Source organism: Piscinibacter sp. PDB5-1 (assembly GCF_056676035.1).
Map to the genome: position 1 here is coordinate 865,539 of NZ_JBWVZL010000001.1, position 24,086 is coordinate 889,624.

At 65.2% G+C, this 24,086-nt stretch carries 18 protein-coding genes; 7 read left to right on the plus strand and 11 right to left on the minus strand.

Annotation, left to right across the window (positions count from 1 at the left end; all coding sequences use genetic code 11):
- The first annotated feature begins 26 nt into the window (after nucleotides 1–26).
- On the plus strand, nucleotides 27–740 hold the full coding sequence (locus AC1KAT_RS03875) for a response regulator (protein WP_480322967.1): 714 nt from the start codon (nucleotides 27–29) through the stop codon (nucleotides 738–740).
- A gap of 222 nt (nucleotides 741–962) precedes the next feature.
- Nucleotides 963–2,291, plus strand: a complete 1,329-nt coding sequence (locus AC1KAT_RS03880) for a HAMP domain-containing sensor histidine kinase (protein ID WP_480322969.1) — start codon at nucleotides 963–965, stop codon at nucleotides 2,289–2,291.
- A gap of 65 nt (nucleotides 2,292–2,356) precedes the next feature.
- Here AC1KAT_RS03880 and lolA read toward each other — a convergent pair whose 3' ends face one another.
- The 3 genes from lolA to AC1KAT_RS03895 form a co-directional block, all read right to left on the minus strand.
- Nucleotides 2,357–2,977: an outer membrane lipoprotein periplasmic chaperone LolA gene (lolA, locus tag AC1KAT_RS03885; RefSeq protein ID WP_480322971.1), complete on the minus strand. Its 621-nt coding sequence runs from the start codon at nucleotides 2,975–2,977 to the stop codon at nucleotides 2,357–2,359.
- 17 nt (nucleotides 2,978–2,994) lie between these two features.
- Nucleotides 2,995–5,394, minus strand: a complete 2,400-nt coding sequence (locus AC1KAT_RS03890) for a DNA translocase FtsK (protein WP_480322973.1) — start codon at nucleotides 5,392–5,394, stop codon at nucleotides 2,995–2,997.
- Between the two features lie 75 nt (nucleotides 5,395–5,469).
- Nucleotides 5,470–6,141 (minus strand): Crp/Fnr family transcriptional regulator, encoded by a 672-nt coding sequence (locus AC1KAT_RS03895; protein ID WP_480322975.1) that lies wholly within the window; start codon nucleotides 6,139–6,141, stop codon nucleotides 5,470–5,472.
- A 173-nt stretch (nucleotides 6,142–6,314) separates the two neighbouring features.
- On the opposite strand from AC1KAT_RS03895, the gene trxB reads away from it, so the two are divergent.
- From trxB to rpmG, 3 genes are all read left to right on the plus strand, one after another.
- A complete protein-coding gene (trxB, locus tag AC1KAT_RS03900; RefSeq protein ID WP_480322977.1) occupies nucleotides 6,315–7,277 on the plus strand; it encodes a thioredoxin-disulfide reductase in 963 nt (320 codons plus the stop codon).
- Nucleotides 7,278–7,485: 208 nt separating this feature from the next.
- A complete protein-coding gene (gene rpmB / locus AC1KAT_RS03905) occupies nucleotides 7,486–7,719 on the plus strand; it encodes a 50S ribosomal protein L28 (protein WP_480322979.1) in 234 nt (77 codons plus the stop codon).
- A 14-nt stretch (nucleotides 7,720–7,733) separates the two neighbouring features.
- On the plus strand, nucleotides 7,734–7,901 hold the full coding sequence (rpmG, locus tag AC1KAT_RS03910) for a 50S ribosomal protein L33 (protein WP_047498832.1): 168 nt from the start codon (nucleotides 7,734–7,736) through the stop codon (nucleotides 7,899–7,901).
- Between the two features lie 72 nt (nucleotides 7,902–7,973).
- Here rpmG and AC1KAT_RS03915 read toward each other — a convergent pair whose 3' ends face one another.
- The 7 genes from AC1KAT_RS03915 to AC1KAT_RS03945 all read right to left on the minus strand — a co-directional run bounded on the left by AC1KAT_RS03915 (nucleotide 7,974) and on the right by AC1KAT_RS03945 (nucleotide 18,046).
- On the minus strand, nucleotides 7,974–8,999 hold the full coding sequence (locus tag AC1KAT_RS03915; RefSeq protein ID WP_480322981.1) for a DUF6708 domain-containing protein: 1,026 nt from the start codon (nucleotides 8,997–8,999) through the stop codon (nucleotides 7,974–7,976).
- Between the two features lie 166 nt (nucleotides 9,000–9,165).
- A complete protein-coding gene (locus AC1KAT_RS03920) occupies nucleotides 9,166–12,297 on the minus strand; it encodes a T6SS effector BTH_I2691 family protein (protein ID WP_480322983.1) in 3,132 nt (1,043 codons plus the stop codon).
- Entirely contained in the window at nucleotides 12,294–13,187 is an 894-nt protein-coding gene (locus AC1KAT_RS03925; protein WP_480322985.1) for a hypothetical protein, read from the minus strand. Before AC1KAT_RS03925 ends, AC1KAT_RS03920 begins: the two co-directional genes overlap by 4 nt.
- A 112-nt stretch (nucleotides 13,188–13,299) precedes the next feature.
- A complete protein-coding gene (locus AC1KAT_RS03930; RefSeq protein ID WP_480322987.1) occupies nucleotides 13,300–13,926 on the minus strand; it encodes a DUF2345 domain-containing protein in 627 nt (208 codons plus the stop codon).
- An 18-nt stretch (nucleotides 13,927–13,944) separates the two neighbouring features.
- Complete coding sequence (locus tag AC1KAT_RS03935; protein ID WP_480322989.1) at nucleotides 13,945–14,256, minus strand: hypothetical protein; 312 nt, start codon at nucleotides 14,254–14,256, stop codon at nucleotides 13,945–13,947.
- Between the two features lie 609 nt (nucleotides 14,257–14,865).
- Complete coding sequence (locus AC1KAT_RS03940; protein ID WP_480322991.1) at nucleotides 14,866–15,483, minus strand: T6SS effector amidase Tae4 family protein; 618 nt, start codon at nucleotides 15,481–15,483, stop codon at nucleotides 14,866–14,868.
- Nucleotide 15,484: 1 nt separating this feature from the next.
- The gene (locus AC1KAT_RS03945; RefSeq protein WP_480322992.1) at nucleotides 15,485–18,046 is read right to left on the minus strand and encodes a type VI secretion system Vgr family protein; all 2,562 of its coding nucleotides are present in this window, start codon (nucleotides 18,044–18,046) and stop codon (nucleotides 15,485–15,487) included.
- Nucleotides 18,047–18,383: 337 nt separating this feature from the next.
- Here AC1KAT_RS03945 and AC1KAT_RS03950 point away from each other — a divergent pair, with 337 nt between their 5' ends.
- Nucleotides 18,384–19,433, plus strand: a complete 1,050-nt coding sequence (locus AC1KAT_RS03950; RefSeq protein WP_480322993.1) for a helix-turn-helix domain-containing protein — start codon at nucleotides 18,384–18,386, stop codon at nucleotides 19,431–19,433.
- Nucleotides 19,434–19,510: 77 nt separating this feature from the next.
- The gene (locus tag AC1KAT_RS03955) at nucleotides 19,511–21,157 is read left to right on the plus strand and encodes a GMC oxidoreductase (RefSeq protein WP_480322995.1); all 1,647 of its coding nucleotides are present in this window, start codon (nucleotides 19,511–19,513) and stop codon (nucleotides 21,155–21,157) included.
- A 206-nt stretch (nucleotides 21,158–21,363) separates the two neighbouring features.
- Here AC1KAT_RS03955 and tssH read toward each other — a convergent pair whose 3' ends face one another.
- Entirely contained in the window at nucleotides 21,364–24,078 is a 2,715-nt protein-coding gene (gene tssH / locus AC1KAT_RS03960; RefSeq protein WP_480322997.1) for a type VI secretion system ATPase TssH, read from the minus strand.
- Between the last annotated feature and the right edge of the window lie 8 nt (nucleotides 24,079–24,086).

The window sequence follows — 24,086 nt, forward strand, 5'->3', positions numbered from 1 at the left end:
CTCGTCCCGACAAACACCCCTTTGCCATGACATCACGCCTGCTGCTGATCGACGACGACGCCCGCCTGTCGGCGATGGTGAGCGACTACCTGCGCAACGCCGGCTTCGAGGTGCAGGTGGCCGATTCGCTGGCCGCCGGCCGCCGTGCGCTGGCCGACACCGGCTTCGACGCCCTGGTGCTCGACCTGATGCTGCCCGACGGCGACGGCCTCGACCTGTGCCGCGAGCTGCGCGCATCGCCCCGCACGCGCCAGTTGCCGCTCTTGATGCTGACCGCACGCGGCGAGCCGATGGACCGCATCCTCGGCCTCGAACTGGGCGCCGACGACTACCTGACCAAACCCTTCGAGCCGCGCGAACTGCTGGCCCGCGTCAAGGCCTTGCTGCGACGCGCCACACCGAGCACCGGGCCCGACGAGGTGCTGCGCTTCGGCCGGCTCGAGATCGACCTCGGCGAACGCGTCGCCCGCCTGGCCGGCAAGCTGTGCGACCTGACCAGCCACCAGTTCGACCTGCTCGTGGTGCTGGCGCAAAGCCCTGGCCGCGTGCTCTCGCGCGACCAGATCATGGACGCGCTGAAAGGCCACCCGGTCGATGCCTTCGACCGCAGCATCGACGTGCACATCTCGCGCATCCGCGCCGTGATCGAAGACGACCCGAAGAACCCGCGCCGCGTGCTCACGGTGCGCGGCACCGGCTACATCTTTGCGAAGAAGCAGGATGCGGAAGGGAACGATTGAGCGCGCCGAGCCTTACGCCCGATGCAACCAGCGCCCCATGTGTCGCCGAGCATCACATTGCGTTCGCCAGGCACACATCCCGTTCGCCCTGAGCCTGTCGAAGAGTCGCGCCGACATGCCTCGCCGGGCCTTCGAATCCCGACCGAATGGGCCCCGCTCACCTTGAACGCATCACCGCTCAGCCACTGACCCACCCACCGAGCCCCGAGAAAGCCGTTTCGCATGAGCACCTTGACCCTGCGCATCTACCTCACGCTCGTGGCGGTGCTGCTGCTGTTCGCGTTCGGCTCGGGCTGGCTCTTCCAGCGCCAGCTCGAACGCGAGCGCAGCAATGTGCAGTCGATGGTCAGCGAGCGCATGTCCGCCTGGGGCGACTTGATCGAGCGCTCGTTGCCGCCCGGCACCGCACCCGAACGCGAGCAGGCCGATGCCGTGCATGAATGGTCCGAGCGGCTGCGCCTGCCGCTCGCGCTCGACACGGCCGACGGCCGGCGCATCGCCGAGTCCACGTCCTTCCAGCGGCGCGTCGGCGAAAAGGGCGTGCGGCAGTTCGCCATCCCGCTCGACGACGGCCGCACGCTGTGGGTCACGCGCCCGGGCCTGCTGCGCCCGCAGGCAGATGGCGAACGCCGCTTCGGTGCACCGGCACCGGCGCCCCAGTTCCCCTTCCTGCCCGCACCCTGGCAGCGCGGCGTGGGCCTGGCCGTGGTGCTGGTGCTGCTGTTCGTCGCGGTGGCCATCGGCGCGTGGCCGGTGGTGCGCCGCCTCACGCGCCGGCTCGACGCGCTCAAGCGCGGCGTCGAGCAGTTCGGCGCCGGCCAGTTGAGCCACCGCGTCGAGGTGTCGGGGCATGACGAGGTGGCGGCCTTGGCCACGAGCTTCAACCAGGCCGCCGAACGCATCGAGCAGCTCGTGCGCTCCCACCAGTCGCTGCTGGCCAATGCGAGCCACGAGTTGCGCTCCCCGCTGGCGCGCATGAAGATGGCCGTGTCGATGCTCGACGAAGCCAGCGCGCCGGATCAGCGCCTGCGCCTCAAGCGCGAGATCGACACCAACGTGGCCGAACTCGATGCGCTGGTCGAAGAAGTGCTGCTCGCCAGCCGGCTCGACGCCAACCGCGACTTGACCGAGCGCGAGCCGGTCGATCTGCTGGCCCTGGCCGCCGAAGAGGCCGCCCGCGTCGATGCCCAGGTGCAAGGGGTGCCCGCGATGGTGATGGGGTCCGAACGGCTGCTGCGCCGCGCCCTGCGCAACCTGCTCGAAAACGCACGCCGCTACGGCGGTGGCGACATCGAAGTGCAGGTGAGCGCAATGGCCGGCCAGGTCGGCGTGCAGGTCTGCGACCGCGGCCCCGGGGTGCCGCCCGCGCAGCGCGAACGCATCTTCGAGCCCTTCTACCGACTGCCCGGCCACGCCGAGCAGGCTGGCGGCGTGGGCCTCGGCCTGAGCCTCGTCAAGCAGATCGCCGACAAGCACGGCGGCAGCGTGCGCTGCCAGGACCGCGAGGGCGGCGGCAGCTGCTTCGAGCTGGTGTTGCCGGCGCGGAGCTGAGCCGCGCGCCGTCTGCGTGAGTGAGCGGCGGCGCGCAGGCCCAGACCGCGCTGCGCCTGCCCCGGCTACTGCTCCAGCACGTCCGCACCCGCAGGCACGACGAACTTGAAGCGGTCCGCGTCGATGGGCGCGTTCACCACCCACTGCGTGAACTGCAACAGCGAGCGCTGGCCGAAGCTGTCGGTGATGTGCACCGAGGCGAGGTCCTTGCCTTTGAAACCGACCCGCAGCGACTGAAAGGCCGAGTCTTTCGCCTTCGGCAGGGCTTCGACCCAGCTCAGGCCTTCGGCGTCGGGCAGGGCCTCCAGCGTGAAGTCGGCATCGAGCGAACCGCCCGCCAGCAAGGCCGCCGGCGTGGCGCCCAGTGCTTGCGTCAGCTTGCGCGAACTGACCTGGTTCAGGTCGGTGTCGTGGATCCACACCTTCTGGCCGTCGGCCACGATCACCTGCTCAAAGGGCTTGGTGTAGGCAAAGCGAAAGCGGTTGGGGCGCGCGAACTCGAAGTGGCCGCTCGACGTCTTTTTCTTCACGCCATCGGGCGAAGTGACCGTTTGCGAGAACGCAGCCTTGCCCGACTTCGCATCGCGCACAAAGCCGCGCAGTTGATCGACCGCATCGGCCTGCGCCACGCCGGCGGCGGATGCCACCAGCACCGCCACCGAGAACCGAGAGACAAGTGTTTTCATGCAGAAGGGCCTTGCGCTCATGCGTCGTCCCGCTTGGGCACGACGATGTCGCGGTTGCCGTTGGTGGACATGGCAGTTACGAGGCCGGATTTCTCCATTTGTTCCAACAAACGCGCGGCGCGGTTGTAGCCGATGCGCAGATGGCGCTGCACCAGCGAGATCGAGGCCCGGCGGTGCTGCAGCACGATGCCCACGGCCTGGTCGTACATCGGGTCGGCTTCGCCACCGCCTTCACCGCCCGGGCCGGCGATCGCGTCGCCGCCCTCGCCGTCAAGCGTGCCGCCTTCGAGGATGCCTTCGATGTAGTTCGGCTCGCCCTGTTGCTTGAGGTAGCTCACCACGCGGTGCACCTCTTCGTCGCTGACGAAGGCGCCGTGCACGCGGATCGGCAAGCCGGTGCCCGAGGGCATGTAGAGCATGTCGCCCATGCCGAGCAGCGCCTCGGCGCCCATCTGGTCGAGGATGGTGCGGCTGTCGATCTTGCTGCTGACCTGGAAGCTCAGGCGCGTCGGGATGTTCGCCTTGATGAGGCCGGTGATCACGTCCACGCTCGGGCGCTGCGTCGCCAAGATCAGGTGGATGCCGGCCGCGCGGGCCTTCTGCGCGAGGCGCGCGATCAACTCTTCGATCTTCTTGCCGACCACCATCATCAGGTCGGCCAGTTCGTCGATCACGACGGTGATGAAGGGCAGTCGTTCCAGCGGCTCGGGCTGCTCGGGCGTCAGGCTGAAGGGGTTGCCGATCAGCTCGCCCTTGGCGGTGGCCTCGTCGATCTTCTTGTTGTAGCCGGCGAGGTTGCGCACACCGAGCTTGCTCATCAGCTTGTAGCGGCGCTCCATCTCGCCGACACACCAGTTGAGCGCGTTCGAGGCCTGCTTCATGTCCGTCACCACCGGGCACAGCAGGTGCGGAATGCCCTCGTAGACGCTCATTTCAAGCATCTTCGGGTCGATGAGGATCAGCCGCACATCGCGCGCCTCGGCCTTGTAGAGCAGGCTCAGGATCATCGCGTTGATGCCCACCGACTTGCCCGAGCCGGTGGTGCCGGCCACCAGGCAGTGCGGCATCTTGGCGAGGTCGGCCACGACGGGCGCGCCGATGATGTCCTTGCCCAGGCCCATGGTCAGCTGCGACGAGGCATCGTTGTAGACCTGCGAGCCCAGGATCTCGCTCAGGCGAATCGTCTGGCGCTTGGCGTTCGGCAGTTCGAGCGCCATGTAGTTCTTGCCCGGGATGGTCTCGACCACGCGGATGCTCACCAGACTGAGCGAGCGCGCGAGGTCTTTCGCCAGGTTCACGACCTGCGAGCCCTTCACGCCCGTGGCCGGCTCGATCTCGTAGCGCGTGATGACCGGGCCCGGCGAGGCCGCGACCACGCGCACCTCGACGCCGAAGTCCTTCAGCTTCTTCTCGATGAGGCGCGAGGTCATCTCCAGCGTCTCGGGCGGCACCGTCTCTTGGCGGCCCGGCGCCGCGTCGAGCAGATCGACCTGCGGCAGCTTGGTGTCGGCAAGTTCGGTGAAGAGCGGCTTCTGGCGCTCTTTCACCACGCGCTCGCTCTTGGGCACCTCGACCACCGGGGCCTCGATGACGATCGGCAAGTGGTCTTCGTGCAACTGGTGTTCTTCTTCGACCACCAGCTCGCGTTCGCGCAAGGCCTGCTCACCCAGGCGAATGTCTTCGGCCCGCTCGATGCGCTCGACGCGCCGTTCGCGCAGCGAGTCGAACCACGCGCCGATGCGTTCGGCCACGCGCAGCCACGAGAAGCCGAAGGCCATCGACAGGCCCGCCACCAAAGCGGCGATCCACAACACACCCGAGCCGACGAAGCCCAGCATGGCCATGCTCACACCGCCGAGCGTGCGTCCGACGATGCCCCCCGAGTGACCGCCAGCGACACCGGCTTCCCATTGGTAGAGGCGCGTCCATTCGAGCGAGCAGCTCGCGGCCATCAACACGGCGAGGCCGCCCCAGAAGATCCAGGCCGCATGCCGGTGCGGCAACGCGGCCGGAACCAGGTCCCCCCCGCGCAGCACGCGTGCCAGCGCGCCGAGCCACGCCCGCAAGCCCACCAGCATCAGCCACCAGGCCGAATAGCCGAACAGCACGTAGGTGAGGTCAGAGAACCACGCCCCGAGCGCACCCGCCTTGTTGGCCGGCACGGCCGCGCTGCCCGAGGTCGAGAACGCGGAGTCGGCCGCACTGTGCGTGGCCAGGGCCAGCAGCGCCAGCAACCACAGCACCCCACCGGCCAGCACGAGCAGCTTGTCGCGCAGACCGACGGCGGCGGGCGACGCCACGCTGGGGGCGCCGCTCAACGCGTCGCGCGTGTAGGTGGATGAAGACGTGGAAGAGGAGCCGCCCGAGGCGGCCGTGCTGCCGGTGTCGGCACGCAGCGATCCAAGCGGAAATGTCATCCGCCGATTGTGGCCGATCGCCCCGCCTCAACCCCGTTTCAGAGGGTATCTCGCAGGGCGCCGGCCACCGACCGATCAACCGCCGCTGGTGAGGCGTTCTTTGATGATGACCGAGCCGTTTTCCTGCGTCTCGACGATGCCGCGGTCTTCGAGGTCTTTCATGACCCGGCTGACCATCTCGCGCGACGCCCCGACGATCTTGGCCAGGTCTTGACGTGAAACCTTGTTGCGGATGATCTTGATCTCGCCGTCGTCTTCGGCCATGTCGAGCAGCGAGCGCGCCACGCGGCCGTACACATCAAGCAAGGCCAGCGATTCGATCTGGCGGTCGGCACTGCGCAGGCGCTGCACGAGGCCGCGCATGATGGCGTACGAGAGACTGGAGTTTTCAGGCAGGCAACGCGCGAACTCTTGCCGGCCGAGGATCAGCATGTCGGTCTGCACCTCGGCACGCACGGTGGCCGAATGCGGCTCGTTGTCGATGAGGCTCATCTCGCCGACGTAGTCGCCGGGCTGCAGCACGGCGAGGATGACCTCGCGGCCCCGAGAGTCGGACGTCAACACGCGCGCCCGGCCCGTCAGCAAGATGAACAGGGCGTTCGACTTCTTGCCATGCTCAACGATGATTTCGCCCCGGCGGAAGCGGCGCTTGACCACGCTGTCGGCGATTGCCGATGCCTGTTCGTTGGTCAGCAATGAGAACAGGGGCACTCGGCGAATCAGGTCCAGGTTGGACAACATGGCCATCGGAAATCCTCCTTCTTGCGGCGGCTCGGACGTTTATCGTGGAAAACTCACGCTTCCCGAAAGATTGGCTATTGTCACCATTCGGCGGATTGACGCCAGTGGCTGTCAGCCCCATGTGACACTTCCAACACTCCAGCGCCTTTCGGCCTTCCTTGTGACTTCTTGAATCCGCCATGAGCACCCCGACCCAGCACGCCCAAGTCCTCATCCTCGGCTCCGGCCCCGCCGGCTACACCGCTGCCATCTACGCGGCCCGCGCCAACCTGAAGCCGATGCTCGTGACCGGCATGGCGCAAGGCGGCCAGTTGATGACCACGACCGAAGTCGACAACTGGCCGGCCGACGTGATGGGCGTGCAAGGCCCCGAGCTGATGCAGCGCTTCTTGCAACACGCCGAGCGCTTCAACACGCAGATCGTGTTCGACCACATCAACACGGTCGATCTTTCGCAGCGCCCCTTCACGCTCACAGGCGACTCGGGCACCTACACCTGCGACGCGCTCATCATCGCCACCGGCGCTTCGGCCAAGTACCTCGGCCTGCCGTCTGAAGAAGCCTTCATGGGCCGGGGGGTCAGCGGCTGCGCCACCTGCGACGGTTTCTTCTACCGCGGTCAAGAAGTCTGCGTCGTCGGTGGCGGCAACACCGCCGTCGAAGAGGCGCTGTACCTGTCGAACATCGCCAGCAAGGTGCACCTGATCCACCGCCGCGACAAGTTCCGCGCCGAGGCCATCCTGATCGACAAGCTGCACGCGAAGGTCGCAGCCGGCTCGATGGAGTTGCACCTCTGGCACACGCTCGACGAAGTGCTGGGTGACGCATCCGGCGTCAACGGCGTGCGCATCAAGAACACGCAAGACGGCAGCACACGCGACCTCAAGTTGCAGGGCTGCTTCATCGCCATCGGCCACCAGCCCAACACCGACATCTTCAAGGGCCAGATCGAGATGAAAGACGGCTACATCGTCACCCGCAGCGGCCTGAGCGGCTTCGCCACGATGACGACGGTGCCCGGCGTTTTCGCCGCCGGCGACGTGCAAGACCACATCTACCGCCAGGCCATCACCAGCGCCGGCACCGGCTGCATGGCCGCGCTGGACGCCCAGCGTTTCCTCGAACAAGGCGGCGCCAGCTGACGATTGACCGGCCGGAAATGGTTTCCGGCCAAAAAGCTGTCTATAATCGCTGTCTTTGCCGAAAACGGCCGGGGTTCTTGCGGGTTCTGCTCACGGGCAGGGTCGCACCACCTCAGAGCCTTCGAAGGGCGTCCACCAAGTGATTCCGATGGTTCCATCGCACTTGCTCTAGACGTCAGCCTGAAATCAGTTCAAACGGAGAAGCGTCATGGCACGCGTCTGTCAAGTCACGGGCAAGGGCCCGATGGTGGGCAACAATGTTTCCCACGCCAACAACAAGACCAAGCGTCGTTTTCTGCCCAACCTGCAGTACCGCCGCTTCTGGCTGGAAACCGAAAACCGCTGGGTCCGCCTGCGCATCAGCAATGCCGCGCTGCGCCTGATCGACAAGGTGGGCATCGAGCAAGTCGTCGCCGACCTGCGTGCTCGCGGTGAACTCTGATTTAGGAGCAGATCATGGCTAAAGGTGGACGCGAAAAGATCAAGCTGGAGTCGAGCGCCGGCACCGGTCACTTCTACACGACCGACAAGAACAAGAAGACCACGCCCGAAAAGATCGAAATCATGAAGTTCGATCCCAAGGCTCGCAAGCACGTGATGTACAAGGAAACCAAGCTGAAGTGATTCAGTCGCGATCCTAAAGAAACCCGCCCAGCGCAAGCTCGGCGGGTTTTTTGTTGTTGGGGACTGCGTCTTCTACCGTGCGCGCTGCCTGTGCATGGGCCCCACGGCTTGCAGCACCTCGTTGGGCCAAGCAATGGGGACGGCTGTCTTGTAGCTGAGCCAATGGCACACCGCCCAGATGAACCACAGGGGCGCAAAGGCAGGAAAGAACAAGTGGCTGAGAAAGGTCAGCCCCGGGGCGTCTTTCCACCACTCGCCGTACTTTGGCCCGAAGGGGCCGGTCACCCCCATGCTTTGCCACAGCGTGTCAGATGGGCTCCGATCCGCCAGGGGTTCAGTGGCTGACGGCAGGTGGGGGCCGTCTTCTTCCATGAAGCGGCGGATGTGCTCCCACACGGCATCGGTCATGGCGTCACTCCGAAGAACCTGGGCATTACCGATTCGGAAGCCGTCCACGATGGTGGGGTCGCTGGGGCTGCTGCGCACGACCATCGTCAACTCGTGTGTACGCGTCGCCGTGCTGCCGGTGGTGCTCAGGGTGGCGTGGTGTTCAGCATCGATCAGGTCCCAGTCGTACTCGCAAGCGCTCAATGGCCAGCGCTTCAGCAGTCCGGCGAGACCTGGCCGAACATCACGCGCAATTCGGTAGACCTTGCGGTGCTTGCGGTCGAATATTGTGGGTTCGTCTTCGGGGCCAAAGAGCTCAAGGCGGGACATCCAGAGCACGCTGAAGGTTCCCACGCCCAGCGCTCCCGCACCGACAAAAACCCCTAGGAGTTTCACGAACCAATTGCCGGTAGTAATGAAGTTGTACGCCACGTAGAGCCCGATACCCAAAAGCCAAGTACCGGCGACCACACCAAACGTCAGTCCCATCCCTCGCGTGTCCTTGGACATTCCGGTGTATTCAATCGCATCAACGTAGGCTGCTCTGATCCAGCCCAGTGCCATCACTTTGTCACTGGCGCGCAGGCGCTTGTCGTAGCGCTTGACCAAGCCCGAGGTCTCCCCATCAAGCCGGGCCTCGTCAGTGCTGACACCCGCGACCCCGTCTTGGTATCGAGGCTTCTTTTGAGTTCGCAACTCGGGGCGAGACATGGTGGGGTAACCCTCGGGAAGACAAGGAGTCAGGACTTTTCGGACAGCCCACAACACCCCTTCGTGCGGAGGTGGATCGGACTGCCCTGAGGAATCGAAGGGAGCCTCGCGCTGGGTTTCGAGACCTTAATCCAAACGGGGCAAAGCGAATAGTATTGGCTCGGGACTAGCCGTCCTTCTTGGGCGTGAAGATTTTTTCGAGCGCCTCGCGCTCACTGGCCCAGTCCCCCTTGGCAAAGGGGCGGTTTTCTACGTCCGTGGCTTTGCTTTTTCCAAAGTAGCTGCGACTGACCCAGACCTGTATGGGCGAAGGGGTCAGCCAAATAGCGATGGCCTCAAAGCCAATGCCCAGACCCAGGAGTATCCAGCCAAAGCCCGGCACAGAAACACCAAGTGCAATCGCTACACCCCTGCCGGCCAAGTGTTTGGCAGCCCCTTTGAGCACATCATCTCCGACTTTTTTCAGGGCAGCCTGTCGGATCACGCCCTTGGATTGCGACTTGACCACCCACTCCGCGAAAGAGCCCACAACAGAAAGCGTAGAAGTTCCAATTGTTCCGACGAATGCAGCAGTTGACAGGGCATAGAAGGCCGCAACGTTCTCCTGCCCAGCATTCTGCGCATCATCGAATTTTCGCATTGAGCCAACAGCCGCCAGCCCACCCCCCATCAAGCCAAACAGCGCCCCGGCGAGCTTGTAGGCGGCCAACTTGCCGCTTTGTCGCACGGCCGCCTCGCCGCCCGCCGCAAGAATGCGGTCTTCCTTCAGGTAGGCAAGAAGGTCAACCGTGGCCCCCACCGTGCCACCACAAGCGTCCAGCAGGCCCAGGTAGTTGGTGAACGCCTTCCGAGAGGCGGCGGCGGCGATTTCTTCTTGGGTCACGCCCGGTCTCGGCTTCACCTTGTCGGGGCCCTTGATGACATCCCCCAGCGCCTTCTTGAGACCGACAAGGTTGATCGCCAGGCCGCCAACCGCCAAGCGCCCATCCACTGTGCCAAGCAGAGCCGCCGAATCAGCAGCGCCTTCTTTCGCAAACTGGAGTACTTTGTTTGACTGGCTGCGCCAAAGTCTCTCAGCCACATCTCGACTGATGACCTTTGGAAAGCCCTTAGGCAGAACCAGTGCCGCAGGGCGCTGCAAATCGACCCGCCCACCACCTGAGGCAACCACTGCGTCGATATTGCCGTTGTGCTTGGCGATTTCTTCTGTATCGGTGAGCAAATACAGCGTGACCTTCTGCCCCGAACTTCTGCGTCTGATGTGGGCTGAACTGAACCCGCCGCGCTCTCGCAAAAAGATGGTTGCGTCGTGCAACGAATAGGTCATGCTGATTAGCACGGGCGTCGCGATGCCGGGCCCGGTGCGGGTGATTGCGTCCAACGCGAGGTCAAGGGCGCGCTGGGCAACTTTGAGGTTCATCACCCGGTTCAACGCAGCTTTGCCCCAAGGGGTTTGGGCTCCATGGGTTGCACCACGCGCAACCCCTGCGGCCGCCACGGCCGCAGCGATGCTGGTGCAAATTGACAAACCGAAGATCCCCACCGCGTCGCCCAAGGCCGCACTGAGCCAGCTGTATTTGGCGACAGCTTTTTGGAGGGCGTTGGGGTGCTTGGGGTCGCTAATAAAGCTGACAGCGCCTTTGCCCAAGTCGTAGACCTTGTCAAAACGGTCTTCGTTCAGATGTGCGTAGACGCTTTTCTTTTCGTCCTGCACTGTGTGGGTCACAAAGGCGCTGGCAACCGACAGGTTGGTGTCGAGCACGGCCTGCAACGGCGGCATGAGGCAGCCTTGGTTGCACACCAGGGCGCGCAGCATGACAGCAGTCGTGTCGCTGACAGGTTTGTTGAGTTCAGCGATGTAAGCGGTGAGAACCGCGCCACCGGCGACCGGCGCCGGCGTCATGGCCCCTGCAACTTCCGTGAGGTAGGTCAGTCCGGGTGAACGGTGACTGAGCGGGTCGTTGGGGTCGCTCTCTTCGAAATGAAGTGCGAAGTAGTTGCTGAAGCTCAAGTCCTGACGTGAGGCCCACCAGTCCGCCTCATACTTAGCGACTTCGTCGATGTGACTCGCCTTCATGCGAGCCTCGAATTCATTCAACCACTTCTGGCGAGCCGCTTCGTCATAGTAGGTCGATTGCATCTTGGCCCATGCGGCATCGACGCTGCGCCAGGCCCTGTCCATGGTTTCTTCTTGAAGCCCCGGGATCACCCGCTGCCCCATGTCGCGGCCATAGGTTTGAAGTATCTCGGGGGTGCTTTCCAGTGGCACCCAGTAGGGCCTGTCTTCCGGAGACTTTTTCTGAGCGGCCGGCGTGTAGTTGGTGGTTCGATCCCATGCATCGAACTGAGCCTTCGTCATCACACCACCGCGAAGCTGGTTTTCAGCGCTGGCAACCGCCTCGCCCGTGGTGATCCGCTCGACCATCGAAAGTGCTGCAGAGCTGTTCAGTGGGTGCGCGTTCTCTGGCTTGGCCCACTCGGCAGCGATGGCACGCGCGGCCACCTTTTGCCGTTGTTGGCGCAACGAGTTGAGCTCGGTGGTGACCCCCACGGGGTCGCGCAGCACGATGGCTTTGCCTTTGCCACGGGTCTTCGCATGGCAAGCTGCGGCAGCTTGCAGGTTCGCGGGCATGAACTCGTCATGGCCCGTCATGCCGGTGTACGGATAGGGGCTGACATAGTCTTCTGTCAAGTTCGCATCCACGTCGCGAACACGCAGCGTGCCCATGGCGAACTCAAGCACGTGTGCCTTGAGCGTCGCAGCGTCTGGCCGGAACTCGTTGGTTCCGACCTCGGACAAGATCACCTCTTGCATGACTGCGGGATTCGCGGCGTTCTTGCCCTTGAGCGTGTCATTCCACAAATTCGCGCTGAAGCCCACCCAGAGCTTGTCGATCTGATGCGCCATCGGGATCGGCAACAGCTTCATGCCCGAAACGTTGTGCTTCTTGTCAAAGCACTTGAAAGGCCCGCTGGACTTGAACAGGGGATGTTTCTCTGGGATCAGGTCGCTAGATGGCGTCACCCGGTACACATGCCAAGCACTGCCCCCTCCAGGCGCTTTCGGCACGAAGACATGCACGTAGCCTTCGCGCAGCAGACGCAGCGCATACTTCACCTTGGCGGGCTTGCCCGCAGGCACGAGCCCCGCGACGAGTGCATCCGCCTCCACCTTGTATCTCCCGCTGAACAACATCTTCGGGTCATCTGGAATGGGGCACGGGCGCAGCAGCAGAAGAGACAGACTGCTTCTGTTGCAAGTGGTGCATGGACTTTCGTCGTGCGATTTCGCATTCATGGCTGGGACTCGAATAGCAGGTCATTCAACATGGGGGCGAGTTCGTGCACGCCCGCGCCGGCATGGTCGTCACCCGCGTCCTGAAATACACGCTGAACCACTGGAGACGCGAGGACGTCCCCATGCAAGAGCAGCAGGGTGGCCCATGCAGTGGCGTCCTGGGTTTCGGTGAAGCGGCTGGGCCAGCGGGCCTTCGCCCCTGGCACTTGCATCACAGCCCCGTGCGCCTGCATCAACAGGTCACGCTCACGGGCCAAGGTGCGCCGCCCGCATTGCGCCAGCTCACCGAGGTAGCGCGCCAGGGTCTGGTGAACCAGGTCACCTTGCATGAAGGTCTTCCACTCGGGGGCAGACCATTGCAAAGCACTGCACTGCTCGTCACGGCCACGGTCGATATGGTCCACGGCCCCGGTGGCATCGAGGTAAGTCCACCGCTGGATGGGGCCAAGCATGGCGCGCACACGCACCTCACCCGCCACACACCGCGCCCAGGCCAGTGGGCGCCGATCCACCAGACGCTGGTAGCGGGGCTTGACCGCCATTTCGCAGCGCACACGCAGAATGTCGCTCAGGGCTTGCGCGATCTGCTCGGCGTGGGCACTGGAATGCAACCACCCACCGAAGCGCAGCGCAGCACAACCCTGGCCGGCCAAACCGTCGGCCTGTGCCTCAAGTCGCTCGCTGTCGGCGAGGGTGAAACTGGCAACAAGCCACGGGTCATCCGCCCCACGCAGGGCGACCAGATAGGGGTGGAAGCTCGGGGCCAATTCAATGGTCGCATGCAACTCAACGGGCACCACGTCACGACCCCAAGCAGCCTTCCGCGCGCTCGTGAGCTCGTCGAGCGGGGCACCCACACCCGTTGGCCCCACGGGGATCGGCTCACCCACCAAAGGGTCTACCAGAGCAAAGACGGGTATTCCAGGCTCACACGCGCGCACGAGGACGCTCAAAGGTTCATCGCTACCCTCAGACACGCCCGCCCCCGTAAGCGAGGTCTGTTCAGATCGCACTAGCGCCCCCAGCCGCTGCGGCCGCCAGGGCACTTGGGCACTCGGCCAATTTCCCTGGCGTCGGCAAACTCAGGCTCGCACTGGCGCTTCCCGCCCCGGCCAGCTCCTTCATCGCCGCCTTGAAATTCGCCGGCCCGCTCGTGGTGAGCGTGATCGCACCATTGGTGATGCGCAGCGAGGCCCCACCTGCCGTGAGCAAGATGTGTTTTGGCGCGCCCATCGTGATGGCGTTGGTCACGCTGCTGACTTCGACCGACTTGTCAGCTGTCAGGTTGAGCGTGTTGCGCTGGGCTTGCACGCTGACGTTGCCACTGCCGGCATGCATCTGGATACCGGTTTCGGCGTTCGGCTTGTTGGGGTTGCTGGCCTTGCCGTAGCTGAAGAAGCTCAGGCCGCCCTTCACCACCACCGCGGTGTGGCGCTGGCTGGCGCAGTCGATGTCTTGCCCCGCAGTGAGGGCGGCAGTCTGTCCGGCGGTCCACACGCCATGGGCGGCGGTGGCTGTTGCTATGCCCCCGGGTGCGCTGACCAGCAGTTCGGGGCGGGCCCATGCGGGGACGCTGCCGGTGCCGCCGGCGATGGGCAGGCTCGGGGTGGCGGGTACGGTCTTGGCCATGTCAGTTCAAAGTGCTGTTCAACGTGGTGCGCTCGAACCCAGGCTCTGCGTGCCGAGTTTCTGGCGGAGCATTTGCATGCGGGCATCGAGCACGCTGCGTCGAATCGAGGCCGATGTCTGAAGTGCGCCGGCCTTTTCTTGCGCATCGGCCAACACAAGCCTCGTGCCGGTTTCGTCGATGGTCTGCGAGATCACGTGGCGTTGACCGATCAAGTCGAGACCACGCTTGGCGATGGCATTGGCTTCGACCCAGTCGCCCCGCGCCTGGACTTGCTCCAGCTGGGTAGACAACGCCTTCACTTGCGCAAGAACCTCAAAATCGGCCGTCATGTGACGCTGCTGTTCAGCGTGTGCGCTCAAATCGTGAATCGGTGAGCCACAGCCAACAAAGGCAGCCGACAGCCCAGCCATCCAGAGGTAACTTCGAGACGTCAAAGATGAACCTCTCACCATCGAGCTCTCCGAGCTACCAATAGTTGTCAGTTCGCCAAGCCCTGGGGCAAAAGCTTCGACGTTCAGGATTCTCATCAAGAGACCCGACTTTCACTGTGCCCGAGCGTGGCTCAACGAGAACATCGACCCACTGATTTCCGCACTCGCTTCGATCACCCGGTTGCGTGCGCAGGGCGCCCACGATTCTCAAACGATACGGCCCGGGCTTGTTCCCTCGAACTGCCGGCGCGAAGGCCCAGCCGGGCCCGCGGGTCATGACATCGCACGGGGAGGCAACAGGGATATCGACGAACGTCCACGGACGCTTGGATGCCCGATCAGTCACCCCGACAAAGCATCGGCCTTGCTCGTTGTAGAGACGAAACAACGCGCTACCCACTTCGAACTCCAAGGGCTCGGCGGACGTCTCAGCGGCTTGTGCGCTCAGGGGGAGCGCCGCGACCAGCAGCAGCCCCGCGAATGCCAAGCACCGCAAAACCCGGCCCACTACGTCAACTCCCAGAATCGCAACTGCTTGGCGTTCTCGATGTAGTGCACCCATGCCCGGGGTCCGCTCATGAAATCCCCTTCACCAACACCCGGCAATCCCGGCAGGCGCTCCCCGTCCCACAGGTCAATGTGGTCGCCACTTCTCGCGGCATGAGACTCAACTGCGCCACGTCCGACCTGTCGAGCCCAAAAGTCTTTGAAAAACAGGATCCCGTTCTTCGTGCGCAAGGACCGAACCGAAGGCAAGTCCGCAGGGTTGATGACCGCCGGCTCTCCCAAGGCCTTCGACAACCACCGAGCCAGTTCTTCTGCCATCAAGGCCGCACGGTATGTCCGGTTGTCCAGTGCGCGCACGGGGTGCGCGGCGGTTCCGCCCTTGAACGACTGCATGGAGAGCCCCGCGAGCTGCAACGCCAGGCTCACCTTGATTGCGCATTGGTTCTCAAAAATCGCCTTTGGAAAGGGGCTCGGCTCCGACGGACTCCAATTCGTCGGGTGCTTTGACCACAGCGTCTTGAAGTCGATGCAACTGCGCACATTGACTTGCGCCTTGAAGCAGGACTCTTTTTCGTCATTGCCCTTTGCCGTGGTCGAGGCCGGAACGATCGTCGTCACTTCACACCCCGCCTTCTTGACCGTCAGCGTCAAAACGTTCGAGTGCGGCAATGCCCCAGTGCACCTCGATCAGTTCGTCACCCTCCGTCTTGATGCGAGGGATTTTTCCTGTGCTGTCCGTGTACCCGCGTAGCACTTGGCCTGAGGCAGTCTTGGCGAAGTACGCCAAGCCGACCAACGGTGTGCGAGACACGACATCTTCTGCAGCGACCTGTTCGTCAAAAGTCGATTCTTGGGCCGGGGCCGCGTCCCCTCCGCTTTCAGCCATCGTTTCAGCAGAGGCAGCAAAGCCACCCACCGACTGGACCGACGCGAGGCCTTCGCGCAGCGCGCCCCCGCCCTTCAGCACAACCAATGCATCTGCAGCGGCTTCACCCGCCAACTTCGCATGGTGCTTCTGCGCGGTGTCGGCCAGCGTGCGCCCCAGTTCGGCCGCCTGTTCGAGTTGCGCGATGGCATCGCGCGCTTCGGCGTTCTGCCCACCGCCTTGCGTGCCGTTGTTGCGGCTGTAGGCGCTCAGGTGCAGGCCGCTGCCGGCACGCACCGCGCCATGCGCGCTGGTGAAAAGGTCAATGCCGTGGCCGCGCTTGGCGAGGCGTTCGTTGTCGCGCTGTTGCAGCAAGTGCCCCAGGTGCAGCCAGGTCTTGGCTTGCGTGCTGCCCAGCGTCGTGCGGGCCTGCGCGGGGGTGTCGTCGAAGACGAGTTGGTTGTGATCGCCGGTGCCGCTCTGGCTGCTGTCGAGGCTTTGGCTCTTGAACCCGCTGAGCACTTGCGGATGCTGGTGGCCTTCGTGTTCGCCTACCTTCTGATTGCCGGGGAACCACGCGCCCGCGTTGCCGGTGGCAGTGGCGGACCCTGCGGCGACCTGGTTGCCTTGTGCATCAGCCTGGCCAGCGCCGTTGTAGACACTGCCGATGACCACGGGGCGGTCGATGTCGCCTTCGACAAAAGCGATGAGCACCTCTTGGCCCAACCGGGGCGTGAAGTGGCCACCCCAGTTGGCCCCGGCCCAGGCTTGGCTGACGCGCACCCAGGTGCCGGCGCTGTCGTTGCCCGGGGCGTTGCTGCCGGCGCTGTGGTCGAGGCGGTGCGCACCTTGCGTGCCCCGTTGCCAATGGAACTGGACCTTGACGCGCAGGTCGCGGTCGGTGTGCACAGGTTCACCCAGGCCGACGACGATGGCGCTTTGGCTGCCGGGCACCTGGGGGCGGGTGAAGAGCGGCTCGGCTTGGCTGTTGAGGCGGGCCGGCGCGCGCACGGGGACAGCGGCGTCTTGCGTGAGCAGCTTGGCCTGGTACAGCGGCTCTTCGGTGGCGTTGGCCTTGAACAGGGTGGGGCGTGGGGCACGCGGCGCAGCACCGTCTTCAGTCGGCGTGGGCTTCGGCGCAAACGCCCCGGGCAGGTCGCCCAGCAGGGCTTTCAGGGCCGAGCCGAGGTCGGCGTTGAGGTTGTTGCGTGCTCGGTGCTGCACGCCGAGCACGGCCCACACGGTGCTGGGGTCGGCGCTGGGGTGCTCGGTCAGGCTGAAGGTGGTGCCGCAGGCGGCGGTGCGCCAGGCGCCTTGGGCGTGGGCTTGGTGGGCCGTGGCTTGCAGTGATTCGAGTTGGCGTTGGGCGATGCGCTGGGCTTGCTCGCTGCCTTCGTAGGCGTAAGCGCCGGGTTGATCGCGCAGGGTGAGTTCGAGCTCGCCGGGGTTGAGGCGCGCATCACCCGAGATGGCGGCACTGGCTTGCTGCACGCGGCGGTGGTCCCAACTGGCCGTTTGCAAGGCGCTGGTGGCCACGCGGCGGACTTGCCCAAAGCGCCCGAGGCTGTCTTCGCGAAAGCTGGCCGCTGCGCTTTGCGTGAAGCGCACGTGCGGCTGCAGGTTGGGCTGAAAGGCACCGTTGTGATCGGCGATGACCAGGGTGTGGCGCCCCAGGGCTTCGGTGGCATCGGCCTCGTGCTCGAACCAGCAGAAGAGCCCTTCTTCGCGCAACAGGCGCTGCACGAACGAGAGGTCGCTCTCGTGGTACTGGATGCACAGGCTGCGCTGCGGGTAGGCCGCCGGGTCGGCGAGGTCCCAGCGCCAGGCCGGGCCGAGCTTGCCCTGGCCTTGGTAGTCGGCGAAGACTTCGTCGACGATCTGCATGACCGTCTGGCCCTGGAAGACCCAGGCGTCTTGCCGGTGGCCCAGGAAGGCGAGCCAGGGTTCGATGGTGAGCTTGTAGCGCGCCAGGCCGCCATCGCTGCCGAGCAAGGCGAAGGCGGTGACGTGGCCATGGAAGGGACGCAGCACCGTGGCGCTTTGCTGCGTCAGCAGGTCGAGCCGAACGGGTTGGCCGATCAGGTCTTTGAGCGAGAGGTGGGCGTTGGTGCTGAGCGCCAGCACGTCGAACTTGAACCCGGCCGGTGCTTCATGACCATGCGTGGGGCCGACCGCCTCGTGGCCCAGCAGACGCTCGGCGAGCAGCACGTTGGGACCCAACGGCGTGTGAAGCCGCAGCAGACGCTGGTTCTGAGAGGGGCCGAGTGCCGCGAGAAGGGCCTGGACGATCGACTGTGCGGCAGACGTGACGGACATGGGACTGGAGCGGGCCCGAAGGGCTGCGAAACCGTCGAGGTGGCGGTTGTCGGATCATGGGTGCGCGAGGGTGCACCAACAATCCCTCATTGGGACGACGGCTCCAAGTTACAGGTGAAACTTTCGTAACGGGCGCGGCCTTGTGAACGAAAGGCCGTTGTACGCCATGCCCCACCGCGCCTCGGCACGAGAGCCGGCCAACCGGTTCGGCAGGCGCTCGCCTCAGGTCGGGAAAGTCCCGGGGGTCAGGCAGCGAACGGTGCATGAAACACTCGACGGCTCCATGCCTGGGCTCGCCTCAGGGTCGACCGCTGATTGCCATTTGCCCCCGCCTGCCATGCAAGTGTCCCCGGTCAATTTCAAGACGCTGGCCTACGTTCTCGAGGTCGAGGGCTTCGATGCGCTGGCTGCGCTCAAGCGCTGCGGCTTCACATCGGTGGATGCGCTGGACGACCAAGGGCCATGGCTGCCGGTCAGCCTCTTCGACGGTCTGATGGCGGCCGCCATCGAGGTGACGGGCGACCCCTGCTTCGGCCTCGTCGCCGGCAAGAGCAAGGGCTTGATGCGCTATGTGGCGCTGATGCAGGTGACGCTGGTGTCGCCGACGCTGCGCCAGGTCATCAACGACATCGAGCACTTCGCGCCGCTGTTTCTCGAACGCTCCGAGATGGCGCTGGAGCACCCCAACGGCCGCGCGCAGATCCTCGTCGAACCCGTCGTCACCGGCGGCCGCAGCGGCCACTTCCGCACCGAGCTCGTGGCCACCAGCGCGTTCCAGGCGGTGCGGTTTGCGCGCGGGCGCGCCGAAGACATCCATGCGGTGGACTTTCCCTATCCCTGCCCCGAAGGCCAGGCCGAGCGCTACGCCGCGACCTTCGGCCCGAAGGTGCGGTTCGACCAGCGCCGTTGTGCGGTCGAGTTCAATCCGGCCTTGCTGGATGCGCCGCTGCAGACGCACGACCCGGTCGCCTACCTGGCCGCGCGCAGCAATGCCGAGGCGGCGCTCGCCGCACAGCGCTCGGGCTTGAACATTGCCGAGCGCGTGCGCCGCTGGCTGCTGGCCGCCCTGCCTCACCAGCCATCGGCGCAAGAGACGGCCGACCGACTGCGCCTCACCGAGCGCAGCCTGCGCCGGCAGTTGTCGGCCCTCGACCTGAGCTATGCCGAGCTGACCCAGCAATGCCGGCGGCTCAGCGCCGAGCAGTTGCTCGCCAACCGTGAGCTGCCGATCAAGCAGGTGGCCGAAAAGCTGGGCTTCGCCTCGGTCACCAGCTTTCACCGCGCCTTCAGGCGATGGACCGACATGACGCCGCTCGAATGGCGTGCGCGCCAGCACCTCCGCGTGCCCGCCATCACCGGGGAAAACCCCGCCGCGCCCGGTCAATAGATTGGTCAACGCGGCCATAGATCGCCGCCACAGCGCTTCCTAGCATCCCTCTTCCCACCCACGAAGAGGAGACAAACATGCAGGAGACAAGACGCCAGTTCGGCCAGCAGGTGCTGGCGACCGCCGCCAGCCTGGGCCTCAACACGGTCTCGGCCGCAGGCATCACGGGCCGCGCCATCGCGGTCGGCGGGCTGGCGGCTGCGGTCGCGCAGTCGTCACAGGCCCAGTCCACACGAGAACGCGTGCGCGCGCTGGTGGTCGGCTCGGGTTACGGCGGTGCCATCGCGGCCTTGCGGCTGGCCGAACGCGGCATTCCGGTCACGATGCTTGAGATGGGCCGCCTGTGGAACACGCCCGGCGCCGACGGCAAGATCTTCTGCGGCAACGCGCAGCCTGACGAGCGCGCCATGTGGTTCTCGACGCAGGCTGCGGCCGTGGTCACGAGCTTCAACGGCCAGCCCACCACGCGCACCGTGCCTTATGGCGCCGGCGTGCTGGCGCTCAAGCGCTACCCGGGCATGGACGTGTACCTAGGCCGCGGCGTCGGCGGCGGCTCGCTGGTCAACATCGCCATGCTGATCACGCCGCTGCGCGAGGTGCTCGCCGAGGTCATGCCTTACGGCTTCAACGTCGATGACTTCCTGCGCCGCCACTACCCCAAGGCCTCGACCAAGCTCAAGCTCAACACCATTCGACCGGCGTACTTCGAGGCGAGCCCGTACCACCAGTACGCGCGCACGCTGCGCAAGAACCTGGCGAACGCGGGCTTCACCACCGAGTTGCTGCCCTCGGGCTACGACTACGCCTACATGGAGCAAGAAGAAGCCGGCACCGTGCCGCGCTCGGCCCTCGGCGGCGAAGGCGGCTTCGGCAACAACCACGGCAAGAACAGCCTCGACAAGAACTACATCGCCGACGCCGTGGGCACCGGCCGCGTGACCATCCGCGCGATGACGAGCGTGAAGAAGATCGAACGTGCGCTCGACAAGAGCTACGTCGTCACCGCCGAAGAGATCGACCTGGCCGGCAACGTCCTGCGCCGCTACCAGATCGCGTGCGACCACCTCTTCCTGGCCGCCGGCAGCATCGGCACGACCGAGATGCTGGTGCGCGCGCGGCAGACCGGCACGCTGCCGCGTCTGAATGCGCACGTGGGCACGAAGTGGAGCGCCAATGGCGACATCTTCGTGGTGCGGCAGAACACGCCCGACAACCCCGTGGGCACCACGCAGTCCATCGTGCCGGCCTCGGGCTTTCGCACCCGCGACCAGAACCGCAAGCCGCTCTTCTCGATGAACCTGCCGCTGACCTTCCCGTTCGAGTCGGGCATCAGCATGAGCATCGTGATGCCACGCAACCCCGAGACCGGCACGTTCTCGTACAACGCGTCCACCGACCAGGCGGTGCTCAACTGGAGCCACCAGAACGCCCCCGCGGTGGCGAGTGCGAAGTTCATCTTCGACAAGGTCAACAGCGCCAACGGCACGCAGTACCGCACCGACCTGTTCAGCGGCAAGGTGATGTCGGACGCGGCCACCTACCACCCGGTCGGCGGCGTGCCACTGGGCCGCGCGACCGACCTCTTCGGTCGCGTGCTGGGCTACGAGAAGCTGTACGTGATCGACGGTTCGCTGATCCCCGGCGCGCTCGCCGCCAACCCGGCGCTCACGGTGGCGGCGCTGGCCGAGCGGAACATCGAGAACATCCTGTCGCGGGACTTCTGAGGTGCAGGCCCCTGCTGGTGACGCCTGGGGCGTCGGTGGCAGGGGCCGTTTTCTATCGCAAAGGCGCAAAGGAATGCAAAGAGCGCGAAGAAACCCGCTTGCCTCTTGCTCTTGTATTCCTTGGCGTCCTTGGCGTTCCTTTGCTCCTTTGCGTTGAGAAGAGCGCGCCCACCCGCTGCCCTCCCGACAACGCTCAACTCAAGCGATCACTTCACGCTGTACTTGAACTTGCCGTCCTTCGCGCTGACCTTGATGCGCGCGATGGCCTGGCCTTCGGCCATGCGGGCCAGCACGCTCTCGGCGATCTCGGGCAGCAGCGTGCCGTTGAGGATGTGATCGACCGCGCGGGCGCCGGTGTCCACCTCGGTGCAGCGCGCGAACACCGCATCGACCAGCGAGTCGTCGAACTCGAACTGCGCCTTGTGGTTGGTCGCCACGCGCTTGGCGATGCGGCCGAGCTTCAGGCGAATGATCTGCTCCAGCGCGTCGTCCGAGATCGGGTAGTAGGGCACCACCTTCATGCGGCCCAGGAAGGCCGGCTTGAAGGCCTTGTAGAGCTGCGGGCGCAGCTGTTCGGCCAACGTGTCGGCGTCGGGCTTTTCTTCGTCGGGCTTGTTCAGGCAGGCTTGCATGATGGCCTGCGAGCCGATGTTGCTGGTCAGGATGATCAGCGTGTTGCGGAAGTCGATCTCGCGGCCTTCGGCATCGTCCATCACGCCCTTGTCGAAGACCTGGAAGAACATCTCCAGCACGTCCGGGTGCGCCTTCTCCACCTCATCGAGCAGCACCACGCTGTAGGGCCGGCGGCGAACGGCTTCGGTCAGCACGCCGCCTTCGCCGTAGCCCACGTAGCCGGGGGGCGAGCCCTTGAGGCCGCTCACGCTGTGGGCCTCTTGGTATTCGCTCATGTTGATGGTGACCATGTTGCGTTCGCCGCCGTACAGCAGGTCGGCCAGCGCGAGCGCGGTCTCGGTCTTGCCGACGCCCGAGGGGCCGACGAACATGAACACGCCCTTGGGCTTGTTCGGGTCTTCGAGGTTTGCGCGTGCGGTGCGCACACGCTGGGCCACGGCTTCGAGGGCGTGGTCCTGACCGATCAGCCGTTCTTTCAGCGTGGGCAGCAGGCCCAGCACGGTCTTAATCTCGTCCTTGACCATCTTGCCGAGCGGAATGCCCGTCCACGCGGCCACGATCTCGGCCACCACCGTGCCATCGACCTGCATCGGCACCATCGGGCTCTCGCCTTGCAGCTCGGCCAACTCGCCGAGCTTGGCCTGCAGCGCCGCGTGCTCGGGCGAGGCCGGTGCGGCCTTGGCCTTGGACTTGCCCTTGGCGGCGGGCTTGGCCTCGCCTTCGGCTTCGGTCGATGCGGCAGGCGCCGCCGGCGCGGCTTCAAGCTTGCTGCGCATCTCGCGGATCTCGGCGACCAGCGCCTTTTCCTTCTCCCAGCGCGTCTTCAGGGCCCCGGCGGTGTCGGTGAGTTGCTGGCGCAGGTCGTTCAGCTCGACCAGGCGCGCGGCGTGGTCAGCGCCGGCCGCACGCTCGCGTTCGAGCGCTTCGCGTTCGGCGTTGAGGCGGTCGAGCTGCCGGTTCGTGTCTTCGATCAGCGCCGGCGTGGCGCTCTGGCCTAGCGCCACCTTGGCGCAGGCGGTGTCGAGCACGCTGATGGCCTTGTCGGGCAGTTGGCGGCCGCTGATGTAGCGGGCCGACAGGCGTACGGCTTCGGTGATGGCTTCGTCGAACAGGCGCACGTTGAAGTGCTTTTCCATCAGCGGGGCCATGCCGCGCAGCATGGCGGCGGCGAGCGTCTCGCTGGGCTCTTCGACCTTCACGACCTGGAAGCGGCGGGCCAGGGCCGCGTCTTTCTCGAAGTATTTCTTGTATTCGCTCCAGGTGGTGGCGGCCACGGTGCGCAGCTCACCGCGCGCCAGTGCGGGCTTGAGCAGGTTGGCCGCGTCGTTCTGGCCGGCCTGGCCGCCCGCGCCGATCATGGTGTGGGCTTCGTCGATGAACAGGATGATCGGGTGCGGGCTCTTCTTCACCTCGTCGATCACGTTCTTCAGGCGGTTCTCGAACTCGCCCTTCACCGACGCGCCGGCCTGCAGCAGGCCCATGTCGAGCGTGTGCAGCTCGACGCCCTTGAGAGGCGGCGGCACGTCGCCGGTGGCAATGCGCAGCGCCAGGCCTTCGACCACCGCCGTCTTGCCCACGCCAGCCTCGCCGGTGAGGATGGGGTTGTTCTGGCGGCGGCGCATCAGGATGTCGATGCACTGGCGAATCTCGGCGTCGCGGCCGATCACCGGGTCCACCTTGCCGTCGCGCGCACGCTGCGTGAGGTTGGTGGTGAACTGGTCGAGTGCCGGCGTCTTGCCGGGGGCGGCCGACTGCTCGGCCGAGTCTTCGTCACTGGGCGCGGGGGCACCGGCTTCACGCAGGGTCTCGGCGGCCTCTTGCGAGCCCTGGGTCAGCTCGGGCAGCTTGTGCTTCAGCTCTTCGAGCTTGAACTTCACGAACAGCTTCGAGCCGCGGAAGGCCAGTTGGCTCAGGCTCGGTTCGGTCAGCAGCGCGAGCAGCAGATGCGCGCTGCGGATGCGCGTGGTGTGCGATTCGAGCGAGGCGATGAGCCAGCCGTGCTCCAGCAGCGCCGGCAGGTGGGCCGAGAACACCGGCGTGCGCGTGTTGCCGTTCTTGAAGCGGCCGATCTCGGCTTCGAGGTCGCGCTGCATCTCGGTGGTCGAGATGTCGAACTTCTTGCACAGCAGCGCGAAGTCGCTCTGCGGCGATTCGAGCAGCGCAAGAAAGAAGTGCTCCAGGTCCACCTCGTAGTTGCCACGCGCCATGCACAGGCTGGCGGCGCGCTCGGCGGCGCGGCGGGTGGTGTCGTTGAGCTTCGAGATCAGGGTCTTGAGGTTGTTCGACATGGTTCTTG